The organism is Eubacterium sp., from assembly GCF_057858645.1.
The window spans coordinates 15,431-34,898 of sequence record NZ_DBLZZO010000028.1; the positions used below are offsets into that span (position 1 = coordinate 15,431).

Consider the following 19,468-nt stretch of genomic DNA (forward strand, 5'->3'; position numbering starts at 1 on the left):
ATGCATACTCTTTTTTTATTATTTTCTTTTGTTCCAATAAGTCTCCACAATAAAAGACTGCCGCTAAGCGACAGCCTCCTTATTTTTTTATTCTATTAAATCCTGTCCACGCATTCCAATTTTAGGTCCGCCTGTTCCGTTAATATATTCCTCTGTTACTGTAACTGTTCCAATGTGTGGATCCTTTGGAATTTCGTACATTATATCCAACATAAATTCTTCAATAATAGATCTTAATGCTCTTGCACCTGTGTCTTTTTCAATTGCCTTTTTCGCAATTGTTTTAAGTGCTCCTTCTGTAAATTCAAGTTTTACTTCATCAAGTTCAAGGAGTTTTTGATACTGTTTAATAATAGCATTCTTTGGCTCTGTAAGAATCTTTACAAGCATTTCCTCGCTTAATCCATCTAAAGTAAATACAATCGGAAGTCTTCCAAGAAATTCCGGTATCATACCAAATTTTCTTAAATCTTCTCCTGTTACTTTTTTCATTACAGACTTATCATTGTCGTATTTGTCGCTTAAGTCGCCTAAGAAACCAATTGCTGATTGTTTGTTCAAACGTTCTTTAATAATACCCTCTAAATCAGGGAAAGCACCGCCACATATAAACAGAATGTTTTTTGTATTAACTGTTGCAAGTGGCACCATTGCATTTTTGCTTGTTGCACCAACAGGTACTTCCACTTCGCTACCTTCTAAAAGCTTCAACATCCCCTGCTGAACAGACTCACCACTTACATCACGACTTCTGGCTGAATCTTTCTTGGCAATCTTATCAATTTCATCAATGAAGACAATACCTGTTTCTGCTCTTTCCACATCGTTATCTGCTGCTGCAAGAAGTTTTGATATAACGCTTTCTATATCATCGCCAATGTATCCGGCCTCTGTAAGAGATGTAGCATCTGTTATGGCTAGTGGCACATCCAATAATTTTGCTAAAGTTTTAACCAAATATGTTTTACCACAACCTGTAGGTCCTATCATTAACATATTAGATTTTTCAATTTCGATTTCGTCCATTGTGTTTGTTGCAACTCTCTTGTAGTGGTTGTATACTGCAACAGACATTACTTTCTTTGCATAGTCCTGACCAATTACATAATCATCCAGTTTTTCTTTTATAATATGAGGTGCAGGAATTTTATTTATATCAAATATCGGTTTGCTTTCTTCACTTTTTTTCTTTTTCTTTAACTTCTGTTTATTAGGAATTTCCCTTTTAAAATCCTCAGGGTTCATCATGTGTATGCCCGGCATATTTAAAAGATTCTTCAAATCTTCATCACTAATTTTTACATTCATTCCCATTCCCATATTCTGAAAACTGTCAAAACTTTTCTGAAGGCAGTCTGCACATACACAAATGCCTCCCGGCATATCTATCATTTTACCTGCTTTGCTTTCAGGTCTTCTACATACATAACAAATTTTTTCATATTCATCTTCCTTGTTGTCTTCACTTTGAGAATTATTATCACTGCTCTGTTGTTCAGTTACTTTTTTATCAGCATTCTTATCCTGTGATTCATTAATTTCATTCTCATTTTTTTCAAGTTCTTTATCTAAATCCTTATCGCTCATATAAGTACCTCTCTTTTTGTCTTTTTCACCTATGGAGTTTATCACATTTTTTAATACAGAAAAAGACTAAGTTATTCATTTTTTTCTGAACTAACTTAATCTTTTTCCACATATGATATATTTAAATAATGAATTCTATTACCAACTCTCACTCAAGATGCAAGTTTCAATTAAATTCTAATAAGAAATTGTAAATTTGTGATTTCTCATTGTAATTTACTGCTCTGCCTGAGTTTCTGAATTTGTTACATCGCTTTTCTTTCCAAGTGTTACTGTAACTTCTTTTTCCTTGTAAGTTCTTCCACTTGCGTAAGCAATAGTAACTTTAATCTTTTCTCCCGGCTGGTAGTATTGAATAATGCTCTGAAGTGATTCCATTGAATCTACTTCCTGACCATCAAATTTTCTAATAATGTCACCAGACTGGATTCCTGCCTTGTCTGCAGGGCCGTTCTTTGTTGTTTCATATACATAAACACCTGTTGGCATCTGATATGCTTCTGAAATATCTGATGTTACATCATACTTACTTGTTATACCAAGATATCCCTGCTTGTCGACAGCTAATTTCTGTCTTGTTGTCTTTGTTTCAAGATTGCTGATGATGCTCTTAACTGATGTAATAGGAATTGCAAATCCCATTCCTTCTACACTGGCACTTGTTGATGAACCACTTGATGAATATTTTGCAACGTTTATTCCAATAACTTCACCTTTTGAGTTTAATAATGCTCCACCACTGTTACCACCGTTAATAGCTGCATCTGTCTGTAAAAGCTTCATTGTTTTATTTTCAATATTTGCTTCTCTATCCTTAGCACTAACGATACCTGTTGTAACTGACTGGCCATATCCTAATGCATTACCAATGGCAACAACGCCTTCGCCAACGCTTACCTTGTCTGAATCTCCTAATGTTGCTTTCTTAATTGTATTTAAAGTAGCCTTTGGTATATCTTTTAACTTAACTGCTACTACTGCAACGTCCTTAGTTGAGTCTGTTCCTTTAATATAACCGTCAACTGCCTTGTCTGAACTCATGCCATCAAACTGAATCTTTAAGCTGTCAGCACCTTCGATTACATGGTTGTTAGTTACGATTAATAATTCGCTATCTGTCTGGTCAACAATAATTCCTGAACCTGCTGCCTGCTGTTCGTATGTGCTACCTTTGCTGTTTCCATCACCGCCGCCAAAGTAATAATCATAAATTGAATCATAATTATTTGACTGCATAACTGTTGTACTTGTAATTGCAACAATTGATGGCATTGTGTTACTAACCACTTTTGATACATCTGTTACAACAACTGAACCTGACGTACTTGATGAATCTGAAGTATCAGTAGAATTAGTTGATCCTATATCAGCATACTTCTCAGCAGTTGTTTCCTTTGTTGATGAAATATTTGTTGTCCCTGAGTTTACGCCTAAAATAAAAGTAATTGCTGCAGTACATCCAACTATAATAACTACTGCTGCTACAGCTATTATTACTGCTATCATTCCTTTATTATTTTTTTTGTTGTTCTGTCCATTATTTTGGTTGCTGTCCTGGTTGTTATAATAATTATTGTTATCCTGATTCTGATAGTAATTATTATTGTCACCGTTTTCATAATATCCGTTTGTATTCTGCTCTGACATGGTAACCAATCTCCTTTCACACTTTATTGTTTATCGTATATCTAGAAGTATAAAGTCGATATGTGATTATTTTGTGTTTTAAATGTTAAAATAAAACGTTTTAGTAAAAATCACTTTTTCCTTTGTCATCATATTCAAAGCTACTTTCAGTTGTTTCCGGCTGCTTGCCATCTTTAGAAGTAGAAGTTCCATCTACTTTTTCTGTTGGATTAAATCCTGCGCTGTTTTCACTAATTCCTGTTTTTGAAGTTACTGCATAATCTACAGAATTAACATTCTCTGTAGGAACATAATTCTTTTCACCATAAAGATACTCATGCAATTTAGAAACATTATTGCTTAAACCACTTGCCACAACATAACTTGTGCCATCAAATGTTCCTGTCTGTAATGTTGATGGGAAACCTGTACTTCCTGACAACTTAAAATCAAAAATGATTGGTAACAAATTAACAATTTCATCAAATTTAAAACTTGTTGTAATAATCTGTCCCTTTGCATTTTTATCATTTAATACTGTTTCAACCATTCCCTGAAGTTCGCTTACGCCGGCTTTTTTAGCTTTTTCTACTAATTTTTCCATTACAGAACGCTGACGTGCTGCTCTTCCGAAATCGTCTGAAACAGGTTCGCCTGTCTTTGGATCGTAGAATGTTGCTTTTCGTATTCTACAATATGTTGTTGCCTGTATTCCATTTAACTTAATATTTTTTCCGCTGTGTGCAACCTGTGGTGCATACCGACCTGTTGAGCTAATTGTACTCTTTAAATGGTGGTTAAGCTGTGCAAGTTCATCGTCAGTTAAATTAACTGTTATACCACCTAATTTTGTAATGATGTCTGCAACTCCACCAAAGTTAACTGTTACATAATCTTTCAAATCCAAATCTAAATTCAAATTCAAAGTGTTAATGGCTCCTTCCGGACCACCGTAAGAATATGCTGAATTAACTTTGAAATATTGGTTAATTGTTCCTGTCTTGTCACAAATTCCAAGCATTGTGTCTCTGTAAACAGATACCATCTTAACTTCTTTTGTTGTGTTGTGAATACTAACAATTAAAATAGAATCACTGTTTGATGTGTCAACTTCACCTTCTCTTGAATCTACACCAAACAAAACAAAGTTTGTGTATTCCTGTGAATAGTTGTATTTTAATTTGTTAGTCTTTAAATTCTTGCTGTTAAAATTCTTATCTAATACGCTGTCTGCATACGCCTTGCTTCCCATCCAGGATATAAACTTCTTTCCTATAGAAGTTGTTGCTGCTGCTTTTACCAATTCTGTTTTAACACCTGGTACAAACATAACCACTGCAACTGAAATAAAAATTATTCCAAAAATCACTTCTAAGGTAGTCATTATTCTTCTGAATATCTTTAGTTTTTTTAATTGTTTACCTGGATTTTTAATAGTCTTATTAGAACTCACCGGCTTTCTCCTATCATATGTTTTTTATTTATTTATTTATCATTATATCCATTTGGATTCTTTTTCTGCCAATTCCATGAATCTTCGCACATTTCCTTGATTCCGTTTTTAGCTTCCCAGCCAAGTTCTTCCTTAGCTAATGTTGCATCTGAATAACATTCAGCAATATCGCCTGCTCTTCTTGGTGCAATTACATACGGAATTTCTTTTCCTACAGCCTTACTTACATTGTTAATTACATCAAGTACGCTGTATCCTTTTCCTGTACCTAAGTTGTAAATCTTAAGACCAGGATTTTCTTCAATCTTCTTAATTGCCTTAACATGACCGTCTGCTAAATCTACAACATGGATGTAATCTCTTACGCCTGTGCCATCAGGTGTTGGATAATCATTTCCAAAAACATTAACCTGTGGCAACTGACCAATTGCAACCTTCATTACATAAGGCATTAAATTGTTTGGTATACCATTTGGATCTTCACCCATTAAGCCACTCTTATGTGCACCAATTGGATTAAAGTAACGAAGTAAAATAACATTCCATTCAGGATCTGCTTTCTGAATATCTGTTAAAATCTGCTCAAGCATTGACTTTGTCCAACCATAAGGATTTGTACACTGGCCCTTTGGACATTCTTCTGTAATAGGTACTTCTTCAGGATCACCGTAAACTGTTGCTGATGAGCTGAATATAATATTCTTAACACCATATTCTCTCATAACTTCACACATATTTATTGTTCCTGAAATATTATTCTTATAATATTCTAATGGCTTTTCTACAGACTCGCCTACTGCTTTTAAGCCTGCAAAATTGATTACTGCAAAAATTTTATTTTCTTCAAAGATTTCTCTCATCTTTGGCTGGTCTGCAACATCTGCCTCATAGAATTTTACGTCTTTTCCTGTAATCTGTTTAACTCTGTTAAGTGATTCCTTTGAAGAATTACTTAAATTGTCCACAACTACTACATCATAACCTGCATTTAATAATTCAACACAAGTATGACTTCCAATATAACCTGCGCCACCTGCTACTAAAATTGTACTCATAAAACCTTTCCTCCTGTTTACTCTTTACCGGTTGCTGTAACATCTTTTTCTTTAATTTCAACCGGTACCTTTACCTCTTCAGTTACAATTACTTTGTCAGGTAAAGTTAGCTGAACTACAACATTATGTTTTCCTGTTGCTAACTTTTCTACATTGATAGTTGCCGTAATATCACTTGTTTTTAGTTTAGATATTGCATCACTATCACCCTGCACTGTGAACTTAACACTATCTAATACCTTAGCGTTAGTATTATCTTCATTTATAATTTTAATATTTGAAGATTTTATAGTAATTTTCTTAGTTGCTAATTTACTTATTTCTATTTCAACTGTAACGTTAGAACCATCTGAAATAGTTACTCCTTCAGGAATGTATTTTGTTAAATCAATAGTTTTTGAATAATTTTCAGTTTCTTTTGATATATCAATATCATCACTTAATGTTATCTTATCAATTGTAGCTAACACATCACTGCTACCAACTAACTTAACTTTGTTTGTTGAAAGCAAGGTGCTCTTTACTTCATAGCCTTCAGGTGGATTGCCAATTTTTCCAAGTTCAACAGGTACTTCTTTTTCCTGGGCAATATCTACTGTTACCTCAACTTTTTTGCTGGACATTGTTACATGACCTGTTTTGATAACATTACCATCATTGTCATACATAACTAATGGGCATTTCTTTGTAAAGGTTGTACTATTGCCTTCTAGTTCACATTCAGCCACTACCTTTGAAATATTCTTCAATATTGAAGTAGGTGCCTTAATAGAAATAGTATTCTTTGAAAGGGTATAACCATTTGCTACATAGCCTGAAGCAGCACTTCCGCTATACTCAACATGAACATCAAAATTCTGCTTTTCTATCTGTTCAACATTAACCATCAAAGTTTGCATAGACTGTTTCTCAATGGTCACTTTTCTGGCAATTGAGCCCTGCTTAGCTGATACTTCAATTGGAACTGAATTAACTTTTGATAGTTCCTTTAAAGAAGCAATAGCCTTAAAATCATCTGCTGATAATTTTCCAACAACAGATCTTTTGCCTGAAATAGTTATGTTTACATATTTATTGTTTTTAACTTCATATACCATATCCAAATCACTAATAGCCTCTTCATGTGTCACCGTTACCGGTACACCATATATAACTACAGTTTTTTCAGGGTCAGTTATATTTATTACAGTAAGCCAAATTAATGTGGCAATAATCACCGCAACAATTTTAACGCCTACATTATGTGTTAATGATTCTTTAATCTTCATGATCATTTTTTTCATTGCGGTCCCTTCCTTTCCAAAATTTCTTCTTATCTTTTGTTTCAACTTTGTCCTGGGCCTTTATTAATTCATTTTTCAATACTGCGGTGTCTGCATATCTTATAAGCTTGCCATCTCTTGCAATGGAAATACTACCATTTTCTTCAGACACAATAATAACAACACAGTCACTAACTTCGCTTAAGCCTAGTCCTGCTCTATGTCTTGTACCTAAATCCTTGCTTAAGGATATGCTGTCTGATAATGGCAAATAACATGTTGCCGCTGTAATTCTGTCTCCTTCAATAACAACTGCACCATCGTGTAATGGTGTGTTCTTCTCAAAGATATTTACAAGCAACTGGCTTGTAATTCTTGCGTCCAGTCTGATTCCTGTTTCAATATACTGGCTTAAGTCGTGATCTCTTGAAATTACCATCAACGCTCCAGTTTTTACCTTTGCCATTTCGAGAGTTGCTCTTGTAATTTCTTCGATTGTCTTGTCACTAAATCTCTCACCTTCTAAATTATTTCCTAATTTGAACAATTTGAAGAATACATTTTTCTTTCCTAATTCTTCCAACGCTCTACGAAGTTCAGGCTGGAAAATTATTACAATTGCTATTATTCCTGCACTTAATGTTTTATTTATAATCCATTGAAGAGTTGTGAGGTGGAAAATAGTTGTTATTACCATAAAAATAACAATCATAAAAATTCCCTTTAGTAAAGTCCAGGCTCTACTTTTTCTAAACCATAAGATTACATAATAGCAAAGTACGGAAATAGTGACAATTTCAAAAATATCACTTGGATATATCTCCGGAATTGTAAGATATTTTTCAAAAAAATTATGTATATAATCTAATGCTGTTCCCACTGTTCTCTCCTTTCTTCTTATTCAAAACCAATAAATATCTATATTATTACTTAATTATACTTTTCCACCAACATATTTATTTCACTTAAATATATTTATTTTATGAAATATAAGTAAACTTTTTGCTGTCCCATAAAAAGTATTAAATTAAGCTCTCTTGTTTCCTTTTCCTTTTTTTCTTCTTTGAGCATTGATTCTCTTTACATTCATCTCAGGTGCTGCCACATTCATCTTTGGTACAGCCTTAACGTAATAGTAATACTCATCATCTTCAAACTGTGTATGCTCAGTTCTTGAATAGTCCACTGAAAATACAAAGAACTGCACTACAAAGGCAATCACCAATGAAATAAGTGTTCCGATGACCGTCCATGCAACTGAATTGTCATTTTTTAAGACTAAATTGCCAACTAAAATAACAACAAATTCAAGCACACTTCCCGTAATTATGGCAATTGTCCACGCATTGTCAATTGATAATCTTTTAATTGAATAAACTACCAATGTTGTAATTGTAAAGGCTATAATTGCCAAAATCATTTCAGTGTTACTGTTAATCATATTAATAATTGAATTAATGTTTGCAGTGCTTATTGCTCCCCTTGAGCTTCCTGTTAAAGCAGAAAGATTCTCACTAATTATATAAATTATATAGTAGATAATTGTTCCAAATATAACCGAAACAACTGCTGCCGGAGTACAAACCAAACCGGCAATAATAGGTACTATATAAGGGATTTTTAAGAAAAATGCCAAAGGCACAAATACTAAAAGCATCCCCTGTTTTGGTGAAAATCTGAAAAATAGCAAAAACATAATTATCATTATGATTGCAACCATACCACCAAGTTCCACAGATACTGCAAATATATTCATAACTATATCCACAGCCAAAACTAAAGTAATGGTTCCCCAAGGAAGGAATGCGCATATAACAGCTACGCCAAGCACTACAATCCATGAGGATAACAAATCCATATAACCTACGTTTGCCTTTATAAGTAGTAATGAAATCAATCCGGCAAGGAATCTTATAATTGGTCTAACTACAAATTCATAACTACCATAAAAATTTTTAATCTTCTCTTTTAACTCAATAAGGGATGTCATTATTCTTCCCTGCCTCCTTCTTCTAATTCATTAATAATCGCATCATATTCTAACTCTTGTATTCTATGGAGTGTTTTCAAATCTCCGTTGTATTCTTTAAGGTTCTTTCTTGTTTTCCTAAACTTATGTGAAAAAAATGCATAACTAAACATCATGTACACCACAGTTGCTGCAATGTAAACAATTACTAAAACAGTAACCAATGCTATTATTTTTCCTGTAGTTGTCAGCGTGGATATCATTCTGTCTGAGCTGTACATAATCCATAATGCTAAGCAAAGTAAGTAAGCAAATGTTATACAAAAAAATGAACTTACCATTTTTAATAACATATAATCACTTTTAAAATACTTGCTTGATTTTATTTCTTTTTTTCCATTTTTCTGTTCGTATAGTGACAATTTTGTCATTAAAGTAATTTTTTCGTTATTTAACATACACCTTATACCTCAGCATTTTTTCAAATAGGTACAAAAACCCATAATTATTTTCTATTTTAGCATAAGCCTCTTTTTAGTGCAACAAATAAGCGTATCAAAAGATCAATCGCCATTACTAACTTAATAACAGTTACCTTTTAGTACGCTTATTTTTTCTTAATTTCATATTTCTTTTTTAATTTTATATTTCGCCTATTTTTTCATAACCATTTTCATCTAACTTAACAATGATGATACCACAGTTTTTCTGCAGACCGCCACTCCAATATTCCTTAATAGGATGATTTAAAACATGACACATTATTCCTTTATTCATTGCGCCATGCCCTGCAATAAGAACATTGCTTAACTTATCTTTCTGTGGCTCAATAATTTCTTCCATAAACTCTTTGGTTCTCTTGCACACATCATGTAGCGACTCTCCACCTTCCGGTGGCTGATAATTGCCCGGGTCCTCGAAAAATTTGTATATTGGACTGTTCTTATCTTTCTTTAACTCCAAGGAACATTTTCCTTCATTAATTCCAAAGTTCACTTCTCTTAATCTGTCGTCCTTAATAATCGGTATATCCCTATCACCTCTTAGTATACAGGCTGTTTCGTAGGCTCTTTTCAATGGTGAACTGTACACAATGTCGAAGTCAACATCTGCTATTTGTTTTGCTCTCTCGTATGCAATCGCTCTACCGTCATCGCATAATTCAATATCTTTGCTTCCCTGAAGTAGTCTTGACTTGTTCCAAATTGTCTCGCCATGTCTTGCAATATAAATATTCATTTCTGTCATCTCTTTTCTGTTAATTTTGTCAATTATAATCCTAAATATTCTTTAGCACCAATATTAATTCATTTGTAATTTCGTATATTTGTCATTGTTAGTAATTTAACCAATTTTTATTGTATATTCTTTTTTGAATTTCTCTTTTGCGTAAATCCATTGTTCATATACAATAATATATAGCATAAATAGCTTTTTTTCTATACATTAGTCTACATAATTTTTTCCATATATACAATAGTGGTGATGTTATTTTCTAACACCACCACTACTTATTACTTAATATAATTTTAATTGCTAATTTATTCTACTTTTCCACCTTCAACAACAAGGTCGTCAGGATTTACCTGGTCACCATATACAGGTTCAAGTGTTTCCTTGTAATCCTTGTGGAAGAATTTTTCTTTTGCTAATGCCTTTGTTTCATCGTTAAGCCATTTTAATAATGAGCTGTTACCCTTTGATACAGCAGGTGCAATTGTCTGAGTTTCTCCAATTGACTGAACTCCTACAGAGAAGCCTTTGTTCTTAAGAGCCCAAGCTAACACTTCTGTGTTATCTGTTGACATTGCATCTCCTCTGCCGTCTAATAAAGCATTGTAAGTCTCTGTATACTGGTCAAATTTTACTAACTGTACATCAGGGTAATTCTTTTCGAAGTAAGCTTCTGCTGTTGTTCCCTTTGCAACAATAAGTTTCTTGCCTTTTAAATCATCAACTGACTTAATAAGTGCCTTGTCTGGTGATACAACACCTAATGCAACTTTCATGTATGGAAGTGCGAAATCAACTGACTCTGCACGTTCATCTGTTACTGTAAAGTTTGCAAGTGTAATATCAACCTTACCTGTCTTTAAATATTCAACTCTGTTAGCTGCTTCTGTTGAAACAAATTCTAACTTAACGCCTAAGTCTTTTGCTATTCTCTTTGCAAAGTAAATATCGTATCCCTGATACTCACCTTTTTCATCTACGTAACCGAATGGGTTCTTGTCGCTGAATACACCAATTTTGATTGTGCCGCTTTTCTTGATTTCATCAACTGTACGGTAAACCTTACCGTTGTCTGTTTTTGCATCATTCTTTGAACCGCATGCTGTTAATCCTGTCACAACTAAAACTGCTGCTAATGCTAATGCTAAAATTTTCTTCTTCATAATTCTCTCTCCTTTTTGTTATTAATTTTTTATTTTATAAAATCATTTGCCAAATCTTCTTTCTGAAGCACTTATATGATTATCGAAAATCACTTTCGTTGTTCCACCGCTGATATATATTTGTCAGTCATCGAAAGCACGCTCCCGCTGCCTCCGCCTCGTAGCGGTTCTATCAAGCCGACTACGCTGCCTTGATGAACCGACGGGCTCCAAGCACTTTCGATTGCCCAACAAATATATACCAGCGGTTTCAACAAAATTCCTGTCTGATTTGAATAATTAAATCAAATTATCTTAATCAACCAATTGGCTCCGAAACACTTTCTTATAATCATATAAGTGCTTCAGAAATATTCGATTTTGCAAATGCTTTATTCAAATTTCTATTCAAAAACAAATGTGTTTAGGAATTTTCCTGCACGTTCTGTTTTCGGATTGCTGAAGAACTCTTTTGGTTCTCCTGTTTCTACAATGTTTCCTCCATCTAAGAAAACAATCTTATCTGCTACAGCTTTCGCAAATTCCATTTCGTGAGTAACAATTAACATTGTTGAACCCTGTTTTGCAAGTTCTAACATAACGTCTAATACTTCTCTAACCATTTCAGGATCTAATGCTGCTGTAACTTCATCAAATAAAATTATTTCAGGATGCATTATTAAAGCTCTTACAATGGCTACTCTTTGCTTTTGTCCACCTGACAACTGTCTTGGATATGAATCTTTCTTATTTAAAAGTCCAACTCGATCAAGCAACTGTTCAGCTTCTTTGATTGCTTCCTGCTTATTTCTTTTTTGTGCTTTCACAGGTCCTAATATTACATTATCAAGAACTGTCATGTGTGGAAATAAGTCATAGCTTTGAAATACCATACCTATTTTCTGTCTGACCTCTCTCCAGTTTGCTTTTTTACCTGTGATTTCGTTACCGTCTAATAAAATCTTTCCTGACTGAATTTCTTCAAGACCATTGATACATCTGAGAAGTGTACTTTTTCCACATCCTGATGGTCCTATTAAAACAATAACGTCTCCTTTATATACATCCAGTGATACTTTATCTAACACCGGGCCATTACCATAATCTTTTACTAAATCCTGTATTTCTAACAGTTTCTCTTTTTCACTCAAATCTTTTCACCTTAATCCTTCCATTTTTTCTCAAGTCTGCCTGCCAACAATGAAATAGGCCAGCAAACAATAAAATATAGAAAAAATATTGTTCCATAAATCCACAAAGCTGCATCCGGTGCTGTGTATCTGTTTGCCTCAATAATCTGCTGTGCAACCTTCATTACTTCTACAACGCCAATTAAAACAATTAAAGAAGTTGTTTTAATCATTCTTGTTGTAAGGTTAATTGCTAATGGAATTAAACGTCTCAATGTCTGTGGAATAATAATATATCTGTAAATCTGTATTTTGTTTAATCCAATAACCTCACCACTTTCATACTGATGCTTTGGAATTGATATTAATGCACCTCTTACTAAATCTCCCATTTCAGCAGTTCCCCAAATTGTAAATACAATTATTGAAGATGCTTCCCCTGATAAATTTATTCCGAAAGATTTTGTTAAACCGAAATAAACTAAAAACAGTAAAACAAGCTGTGGCATAATTCTTACAAATTCCAAATAAATTTTTGTTAAGGCTTTTGTAACCGGGTTCTTAATTGTCATCACCATTCCAAGAAGTACACCTAATATAATTGAAAGTACAACTGAAATTAATGAAATTCTAACTGTAACCCAAAGTCCTGAAAGAAGTCTTGCAAAATTGTCACCCATAAAGAGGACTCTAATTCCCAAATCCTGCATATCTTAATCTCCTTTCAAGTATTGTAGCAATAATTGATATAGGTAATAACAAAATTAAATATGCCACTACCAACATTAATAATGCTTCATCTGTTTTATAGTAAAGGGCTATAAGGTCTTTTGCCACATACATTAGGTCTGCCAGTGCTACTGCACTAAACACTGATGTTTCCTTAATAAGAAAAATAATGTTTGCGCAAATTGCGGGTACCGACACTGACATCGCCTGTGGAATTATGATGTTTTTCATAATCTGTGGCTGTGTAAGACCTATGCTTAACCCTAACTCTAACTGTGTCTTGTCAACTGATTCCAAACCACTTCTAAAACTTTCAGCCATGTAACTGCCACCTAAGAATCCAAGACCTACAATGGCACATGTTACTGAATCAAGTACAATGCCTGCCTTTGGCAAGCCAAAGTATAATAAAAATAACTGTACAATAAGTGGTGTATTTCTTGATAGCTCTATATAAATAGAAACTATTCTTTTTAATACAGGAACTTTATAATATTGTATATTTGCACAAATAAGTCCTACTACTACGGAAATTATAATTCCCACAACAGCTATGCCTAAAGTTAATTTAGCTGCTTCAACATACATAGGTATATATTCTTGTATAAATTCAATATCCACTGTTAAACTTCCTTTCTCTTTATTGTTTTTATTGCATATCTGAATAGTATGATTTATCTGCATAAAAATTGGGAAGTTTAATTATAACTTCCCAAGATTGTGATCATATTTATTTGACAAATTAGTTTCTAATTTCTGACAAGTACAAATAAGGTATGACATAATCCTGGTGACAACACATCATACAACAACAGCAACTATTATTAATTAATGTATTCACTGTACTCATCAAAATTTCCTCCTAACTAACTTACTTACAAAATTAATGTAGATTATAAAGAAATTCTCTTTTGAAATTTATATTCTGCATTGTGGATTACCTTAGCAGATGCATCACCTACTTTGACCAACCACTATATTTTATATAAATATCAATAAAAAATCAATTCCTTTATTTCCTATCAACTATATAGGATTATAATATCATAGTTCTACTTTGTCAAGAAAATATTAAAAAATTGGTGTAATCTCCTGAACTTTTATAAACTGCTTAATAAGCCTATACAGTTTGGGGCTTAAAATTATCTTTTGTTCCCCATCATAATACTGTAGTGTTTTGTACATGTCATATTCTGAAAAATCTATAGCCGAATCCACAACTATATGTTCATGACTATTTCTTTTTTTGTACATAAGTTTTCTTAGGTCTTAATAGAAAACACTTTGCTCTCTCCAATTCAGCAGTAGTATACTCATTAATGTATTCTATATGTAAATCTACACACCGCTTATTCCTAGCGAACTTCAATACTTGAGAATATATCTCATTAGCTGTGTCCAACTTGTAATAGAAGCCCAAAACCAAACCACCATCCCCCACAATGTAAGGTTTTAATTTTTCACGTAGTTCTTTCTCCTTTTTAATTTTTCTTCTTCCCGCTTTTTCCTTGTAAAAAGTTATGGAAAGTTTTACATATTCTCTCATTAAATGAATTCTCCTATAATTTAATAATTCTTTTTTATCCACTTTTTGGACAATTTTCCTAATTTAGGCATGTCTTTATAAACTGTGTTTGATACCTTTTAATTTGTTAGATTAATACCTAAACTCTTTAACTTTTCATCAATGTTTTACTTATATACAGAAAAAACGACATAAATGTCGCTTTTTCCTACACATGAATATTAAATTGTATTTTTCTCAAAAATGTAATGTTACAATCTAAGCGTTTCTTTTCTTTAAATTCAAGATTAAGCAATAAATACTATCAATTATAATAACACATGTTGCTACAATTCCCAAAAGCATTGTGCCATGATGAATGTACTGAAATACGGTATAGCCGAAATTGATAACTGCAATTATAAATTCAACTATAAGTGCAATTTTGCTTTTGCTATTTACCTTTACACTTAATTCAATAAAAATTGCAATTACCACAATAGCCCCAATAACAGAAAACCAAAATGGTTTAATATTATATGTACTATTGGCAACTTTAATAAATTTGCCAATGACATTATTTGTTAAATCTGCAATTATAAGCGAAATGATTGCTATAATTGTCTTTATGTACTCTTTCATTTTTTCCTCCTACTCCTATGTTTAAAAATAATGTGTTACTCATACATTTATCTCATTATACAACTAATACAATACAACTGTACTCGCCAAATTTCAATGTATATATTTTTTATTTCAAAATATAATTACATTAATAATATATTTCTATTTTAATATGCTGCTAAAACAGGATTACATTGTAGTGAAACTTTCCATTTTCCTGTCCCTCTCTTTAATGTAACAAATTGTGTTGCTCCTACCTCCGCACTGTCAACTGCAACTGCTCTCCATTTTTCAGGTAACTTGACAACCTTACTATATGGTGTCTTTGGAAGATTATATTCCTTATATGCACTTTGGTATCCACCAGAATAACAATAATTAGTGTTAAAATTAATACAAATGTAATTCCTTTTTTACTCTCATGATAAACTTCCCTTCTTTTTCATAATTTTTCTTTTGTTCAAAGCTTTGATACGCATCACAGTATACTCACATTCTTATTTGTTTTCAATACAATTTGCACGAACGTCGAAAAAAACGACATAAACGTTGTTTTTTTGACGTTCATGTCGTTTTTTTAACTTTTACTTATATTCAATTTGAAAATAATCCAAATAAACCTTGTGTCTATCCTGTGCTGTTAAACACGTGTCCGTTAAATAACCTTTTCCATTGTTCCATTCTTTTAATCCACGATAGTAAAACATTTTCAAATCATCTTCTATGATGAAAGGCACAATATTATTTTTTAGACACTCTTTAAAAATAATCAATTATAAGCTAACTTGATTTGTGTCTGATGATAAATTCCACCTTTTAACTTTATCACCTTTTCTTCTTTTAATTTTGACAATAATGTATTATCATTAATCCCTCTTTCAACTTCCACTAATTCACCTAACTAACAATTCTATTTATTTCTGTCCTGCTCCAATGAGTTAATTGCCACAGCTCCATCTGCTACAGCAGTTACTACCTGTCGCAAGCTTTTTGTTCTAATATCCCCTGCTGCGTATATTCCGTCTATATTAGTTCTGCAATCTTCTCCTGCTATGACGTAGCCATTTTCGTTTGTTGCCACAACACCTTTTGCAAAATCACACTGGGGTTCCATACCAACAGCGATGAATATTCCTGAAACTTCTAATTCCATAGTTTCATTTGCCTTGTTAAATAAAGTAATTTTTTCTACCTTGTTGTTACCTGCAATTTCCCTTACCTGATATTCAGGCATAAACTGAATTTTTTCATTTTTTAAAACTTTATCCTGTAAGATTTTTGCTCCTCTTAATTCATTTCTTCGATGAATGAGATAAACTTTTTCGCAAATGTTTGCAAGATATAAAGCATCTTCAAGGGCAACGTCGCCGCCACCAACAACTGCTACTGTTTTATTTCTAAAGAAGGCTCCATCACATGTGGCACAATATGAAACGCCTGCTCCTGTTAATTCTTTTTCGCCTTTTACACCAAGCACTTTGTGTTTTGCACCTGTTGCAATTATTATGGCTTTTGTATTTATAACGTCACCATTTACCAATGTTATTTCTTTTATCTCGCCCTTATCTTCTATAGATGTAACCTGTCCCTCTACAAATGGCACCTTTAATTCATCTGCATGTTGTCTGAACTTAACGGACAAATCATAACCGTTTTCACCATACAAACCTAAATAATTATCAATTCTGTCTGTCGTAACAATCTGACCGCCACTAAACATTTCTTTTTCTATAACTACCTGGTCTATCATTGCCCTGCTGGCATATACTGCCGCTGAAAGTCCTGCGGGACCACTTCCAATAATAACTAAATCTTTTATATTTTCCATATTACACCGCCTTATATTTTCTAATAATTTCTGCTGTTTTTTCCAAATCTTCCTTAGTATGTGCCACCGAAATAAACATTGCCTCAAACTGTGATGGCACTCATTACCGACTCAGTTCCTGAGCTTACCATTCTTGTCATTTCCATTGATGGCATCAACTCTCTAATAAGTTTTGCTATTTCATATTCTTTTATCTACTGCCGTTCTTTAATCACAATTCTTTCATTACAATTTTTCATTACCTTGCTTTTTTATTTACATACTTTGCCTTGTATTTTGAATAAACAATTGTCTGATCTTTGTATAAACTGTAATATCCTGATAACGAGTAACTAACAGCAATGGCTATCAGATAATATGATACTCCGGCAAATCCAAACAATTCAAAGGCTATTAACATAGATGTGATTGGACAGTTTGTAACACCACAAAAAACAGCTACCATTCCTGAAGCTGTAGCAAGTGACGGTGGAAATCCTAAAATCTGTCCTGCCAGACAGCCAAATGTTGCTCCTACACAAAAAGCCGGTACAATTTCACCACCTCTGAATCCTGCACGCATTGTGATTGCCGTCAAAATAATTTTCCAGAAAAAATCTAATGGGCGTACTTTTCCATATTCAATAGCTCTCGCGATTAATTCACTTCCGGCTCCCATATAATCTTTCGTATTCAAAAGAATCGTAATTCCAATAACAATTAAACTTGCAACAAATACTCTTATATAAGGATTTTTCAAATATTTTGTATACATCCCTGCAGCAAATTTTAAAGCTACACAAAACAAAATGCTAATCAAACCACACCCGGCAGCTATTATTAACATTTTAATGCCACTTTCAACACTAAGTTCCGGAATATTTACAACATGAAAGGATTCCGGATGAATCCCTATACCCGCAGCAAATTCTGAAGCAATAATTGATGCAACAACACATGGAAGCAACGCAGCATAATACATTACACCAACACTAACAACCTCCATTGCAAACACCGCAGCCGCCATCGGTGTACCGAAAACAGCCGAGAATGCCGCACTCATACCGCACATTACCATAACATGATGGTCAAACTCATCTAAATGCACAATTCTTCCCAACTGATTTCCAATGCTTCCGCCAAATTGGATTGCCGCTCCTTCTCTTCCTGCAGAGCCACCGGTTAAATGAGTAAGCAATGTTGCCACAAATATCAAAGGAGCTGATCTAAGAGGCACATCATCTTTCGATCTAATCGTTGATAAAACCTGATTCGTTCCGCCATCATACTTATCAATCTTCTGATACATAAAAACAATAACCAGTCCTGCTATAGGCAAGCATAAAAAAAGCCATGGATTTTCACCTCTTGTTTTTGTAACCAGCTTTATACAACCGGCAAAAAAACTACTTGCTCCACCAACTACAACTCCTACAATAATTGCCAAAACAATCCATTTAACAAAATTGTTAATATCTCTTTTAATTCTCCCTGAATAAAATCTGTATAAAACTCTATTTCGATTTATTCTGTTTGTATCTTTTTCCAATTTTTCTCATCCTTTTCGTTTTTCTATATATAAAAATGCTTTAGTGTTACTTAATATTAATTTTCTTTCCTATTATATATTATTTTATATATTCTTTTATATTTTCTTTTTATATTTTCTTTTTATATTTTCTTTTTATATTTGCTTTTCTATATTTGCTTTTTTATTTTAGCATATAGTTTATATTTTTCCCATAATTAAGAACATATATCATTATTTATTCAAAATCAATCGGAAAATTTATTTTATACAAAACTTCATTATTGACTAAATACTATTCATTTATGTACCTATTAACATATCTGTATCACTCTTTTACTTTTAACTTTTATCATTTTAACATAAAAGAAAAACTGTAGACATTACCGGGTAACATCTACAGTTTCACATAACAAATGCCCAGTTCCGGAATCGAACCAGAGACACGAGGATTTTCAGTCCTCTGCTCTACCAACTGAGCTAACTGGGCATTGAGTTGCGGGAATAGGATTTGAACCTATGACCTCCGGGTTATGAGCCCGGCGAGCTTCCAGACTGCTCCACCCCGCGCTGTTATTCTATTATATTTCTTTTCTTGCTTGTTTGCAATACTGGGCAGAGAAGGATTCGAACCTTCGAAGGCGGTGCCAACAGATTTACAGTCTGCCCCCTTTGGCCACTCGGGAATCTGCCCATAATAACTTAGAAAGCGAACAGCCTTTCCAAGAAAGCCGATGAACGGACTCGAACCGTTAACCTGCTGATTACAAATCAGCTGCTCTGCCAATTGAGCCACATCGGCGTATTTATTTTTTATCA

18 protein-coding genes and 4 tRNA genes are annotated in these 19,468 nt (G+C 33.3%); all 22 read right to left on the minus strand.

Annotated elements, in window-relative coordinates; genetic code table 11:
* Positions 1-87: 87 nt before the first annotated feature.
* On the minus strand, positions 88-1,587 hold the full coding sequence (clpX, locus tag ACZM4J_RS09925) for an ATP-dependent Clp protease ATP-binding subunit ClpX (RefSeq protein ID WP_022164773.1): 1,500 nt from the start codon (positions 1,585-1,587) through the stop codon (positions 88-90).
* A 216-nt stretch (positions 1,588-1,803) separates the two neighbouring features.
* Positions 1,804-3,234, minus strand: coding sequence for a S1C family serine protease (locus ACZM4J_RS09930; RefSeq protein ID WP_428244926.1), 1,431 nt, complete (start codon positions 3,232-3,234; stop codon positions 1,804-1,806).
* A 100-nt stretch (positions 3,235-3,334) separates the two neighbouring features.
* The gene (locus tag ACZM4J_RS09935; RefSeq protein WP_428244927.1) at positions 3,335-4,666 is read right to left on the minus strand and encodes an LCP family protein; all 1,332 of its coding nucleotides are present in this window, start codon (positions 4,664-4,666) and stop codon (positions 3,335-3,337) included.
* A gap of 32 nt (positions 4,667-4,698) precedes the next feature.
* Positions 4,699-5,721, minus strand: a complete 1,023-nt coding sequence (gene galE / locus ACZM4J_RS09940; protein WP_022164769.1) for a UDP-glucose 4-epimerase GalE — start codon at positions 5,719-5,721, stop codon at positions 4,699-4,701.
* Between the two features lie 17 nt (positions 5,722-5,738).
* Positions 5,739-7,004 (minus strand): CdaR family protein, encoded by a 1,266-nt coding sequence (locus ACZM4J_RS09945; RefSeq protein WP_022164768.1) that lies wholly within the window; start codon positions 7,002-7,004, stop codon positions 5,739-5,741.
* Positions 6,979-7,863 (minus strand): diadenylate cyclase CdaA, encoded by an 885-nt coding sequence (cdaA, locus tag ACZM4J_RS09950; RefSeq protein WP_489486069.1) that lies wholly within the window; start codon positions 7,861-7,863, stop codon positions 6,979-6,981. The genes ACZM4J_RS09945 and cdaA overlap by 26 nt, the downstream gene beginning before the upstream one ends.
* Positions 7,864-8,010: 147 nt before the next feature.
* Positions 8,011-8,973 (minus strand): hypothetical protein, encoded by a 963-nt coding sequence (locus ACZM4J_RS09955; protein ID WP_302689280.1) that lies wholly within the window; start codon positions 8,971-8,973, stop codon positions 8,011-8,013.
* A complete protein-coding gene (locus ACZM4J_RS09960) occupies positions 8,973-9,410 on the minus strand; it encodes a G protein-coupled receptor family protein (RefSeq protein WP_302689279.1) in 438 nt (145 codons plus the stop codon). Before ACZM4J_RS09960 ends, ACZM4J_RS09955 begins: the two co-directional genes overlap by 1 nt.
* A 184-nt stretch (positions 9,411-9,594) precedes the next feature.
* Positions 9,595-10,191: a histidine phosphatase family protein gene (locus tag ACZM4J_RS09965; RefSeq protein WP_022164765.1), complete on the minus strand. Its 597-nt coding sequence runs from the start codon at positions 10,189-10,191 to the stop codon at positions 9,595-9,597.
* Between the two features lie 302 nt (positions 10,192-10,493).
* The gene (locus ACZM4J_RS09970; RefSeq protein WP_302689278.1) at positions 10,494-11,348 is read right to left on the minus strand and encodes a cysteine ABC transporter substrate-binding protein; all 855 of its coding nucleotides are present in this window, start codon (positions 11,346-11,348) and stop codon (positions 10,494-10,496) included.
* A gap of 383 nt (positions 11,349-11,731) precedes the next feature.
* Positions 11,732-12,478: an amino acid ABC transporter ATP-binding protein gene (locus tag ACZM4J_RS09975; RefSeq protein WP_022164763.1), complete on the minus strand. Its 747-nt coding sequence runs from the start codon at positions 12,476-12,478 to the stop codon at positions 11,732-11,734.
* Between the two features lie 11 nt (positions 12,479-12,489).
* Positions 12,490-13,167 carry an amino acid ABC transporter permease gene (locus ACZM4J_RS09980; RefSeq protein WP_022164762.1) on the minus strand — a complete coding sequence of 226 codons (678 nt, stop codon included), beginning with the start codon at positions 13,165-13,167 and terminating at the stop codon, positions 12,490-12,492.
* The gene (locus ACZM4J_RS09985) at positions 13,148-13,807 is read right to left on the minus strand and encodes an amino acid ABC transporter permease (RefSeq protein WP_022164761.1); all 660 of its coding nucleotides are present in this window, start codon (positions 13,805-13,807) and stop codon (positions 13,148-13,150) included. Before ACZM4J_RS09985 ends, ACZM4J_RS09980 begins: the two co-directional genes overlap by 20 nt.
* Before the next feature lie 450 nt (positions 13,808-14,257).
* Positions 14,258-14,440: a hypothetical protein gene (locus ACZM4J_RS09990; RefSeq protein ID WP_428244928.1), complete on the minus strand. Its 183-nt coding sequence runs from the start codon at positions 14,438-14,440 to the stop codon at positions 14,258-14,260.
* Positions 14,421-14,732: a hypothetical protein gene (locus tag ACZM4J_RS09995; protein WP_022164735.1), complete on the minus strand. Its 312-nt coding sequence runs from the start codon at positions 14,730-14,732 to the stop codon at positions 14,421-14,423. Before ACZM4J_RS09995 ends, ACZM4J_RS09990 begins: the two co-directional genes overlap by 20 nt.
* Before the next feature lie 237 nt (positions 14,733-14,969).
* Complete coding sequence (locus ACZM4J_RS10000; RefSeq protein WP_022164736.1) at positions 14,970-15,332, minus strand: hypothetical protein; 363 nt, start codon at positions 15,330-15,332, stop codon at positions 14,970-14,972.
* Between the two features lie 892 nt (positions 15,333-16,224).
* The gene (gene trxB / locus ACZM4J_RS10005; protein WP_022164737.1) at positions 16,225-17,142 is read right to left on the minus strand and encodes a thioredoxin-disulfide reductase; all 918 of its coding nucleotides are present in this window, start codon (positions 17,140-17,142) and stop codon (positions 16,225-16,227) included.
* A 238-nt stretch (positions 17,143-17,380) separates the two neighbouring features.
* On the minus strand, positions 17,381-18,670 hold the full coding sequence (locus ACZM4J_RS10010) for a chloride channel protein (RefSeq protein ID WP_489486071.1): 1,290 nt from the start codon (positions 18,668-18,670) through the stop codon (positions 17,381-17,383).
* A 396-nt stretch (positions 18,671-19,066) separates the two neighbouring features.
* Positions 19,067-19,139, minus strand: a tRNA-Phe gene (locus tag ACZM4J_RS10015).
* A gap of 6 nt (positions 19,140-19,145) precedes the next feature.
* Positions 19,146-19,219 (minus strand) — tRNA-Met (locus ACZM4J_RS10020).
* A 42-nt stretch (positions 19,220-19,261) separates the two neighbouring features.
* Positions 19,262-19,343: transfer RNA gene (locus ACZM4J_RS10025), tRNA-Tyr, on the minus strand.
* A 35-nt stretch (positions 19,344-19,378) separates the two neighbouring features.
* Positions 19,379-19,451, minus strand: a tRNA-Thr gene (locus tag ACZM4J_RS10030).
* Between the last annotated feature and the right edge of the window lie 17 nt (positions 19,452-19,468).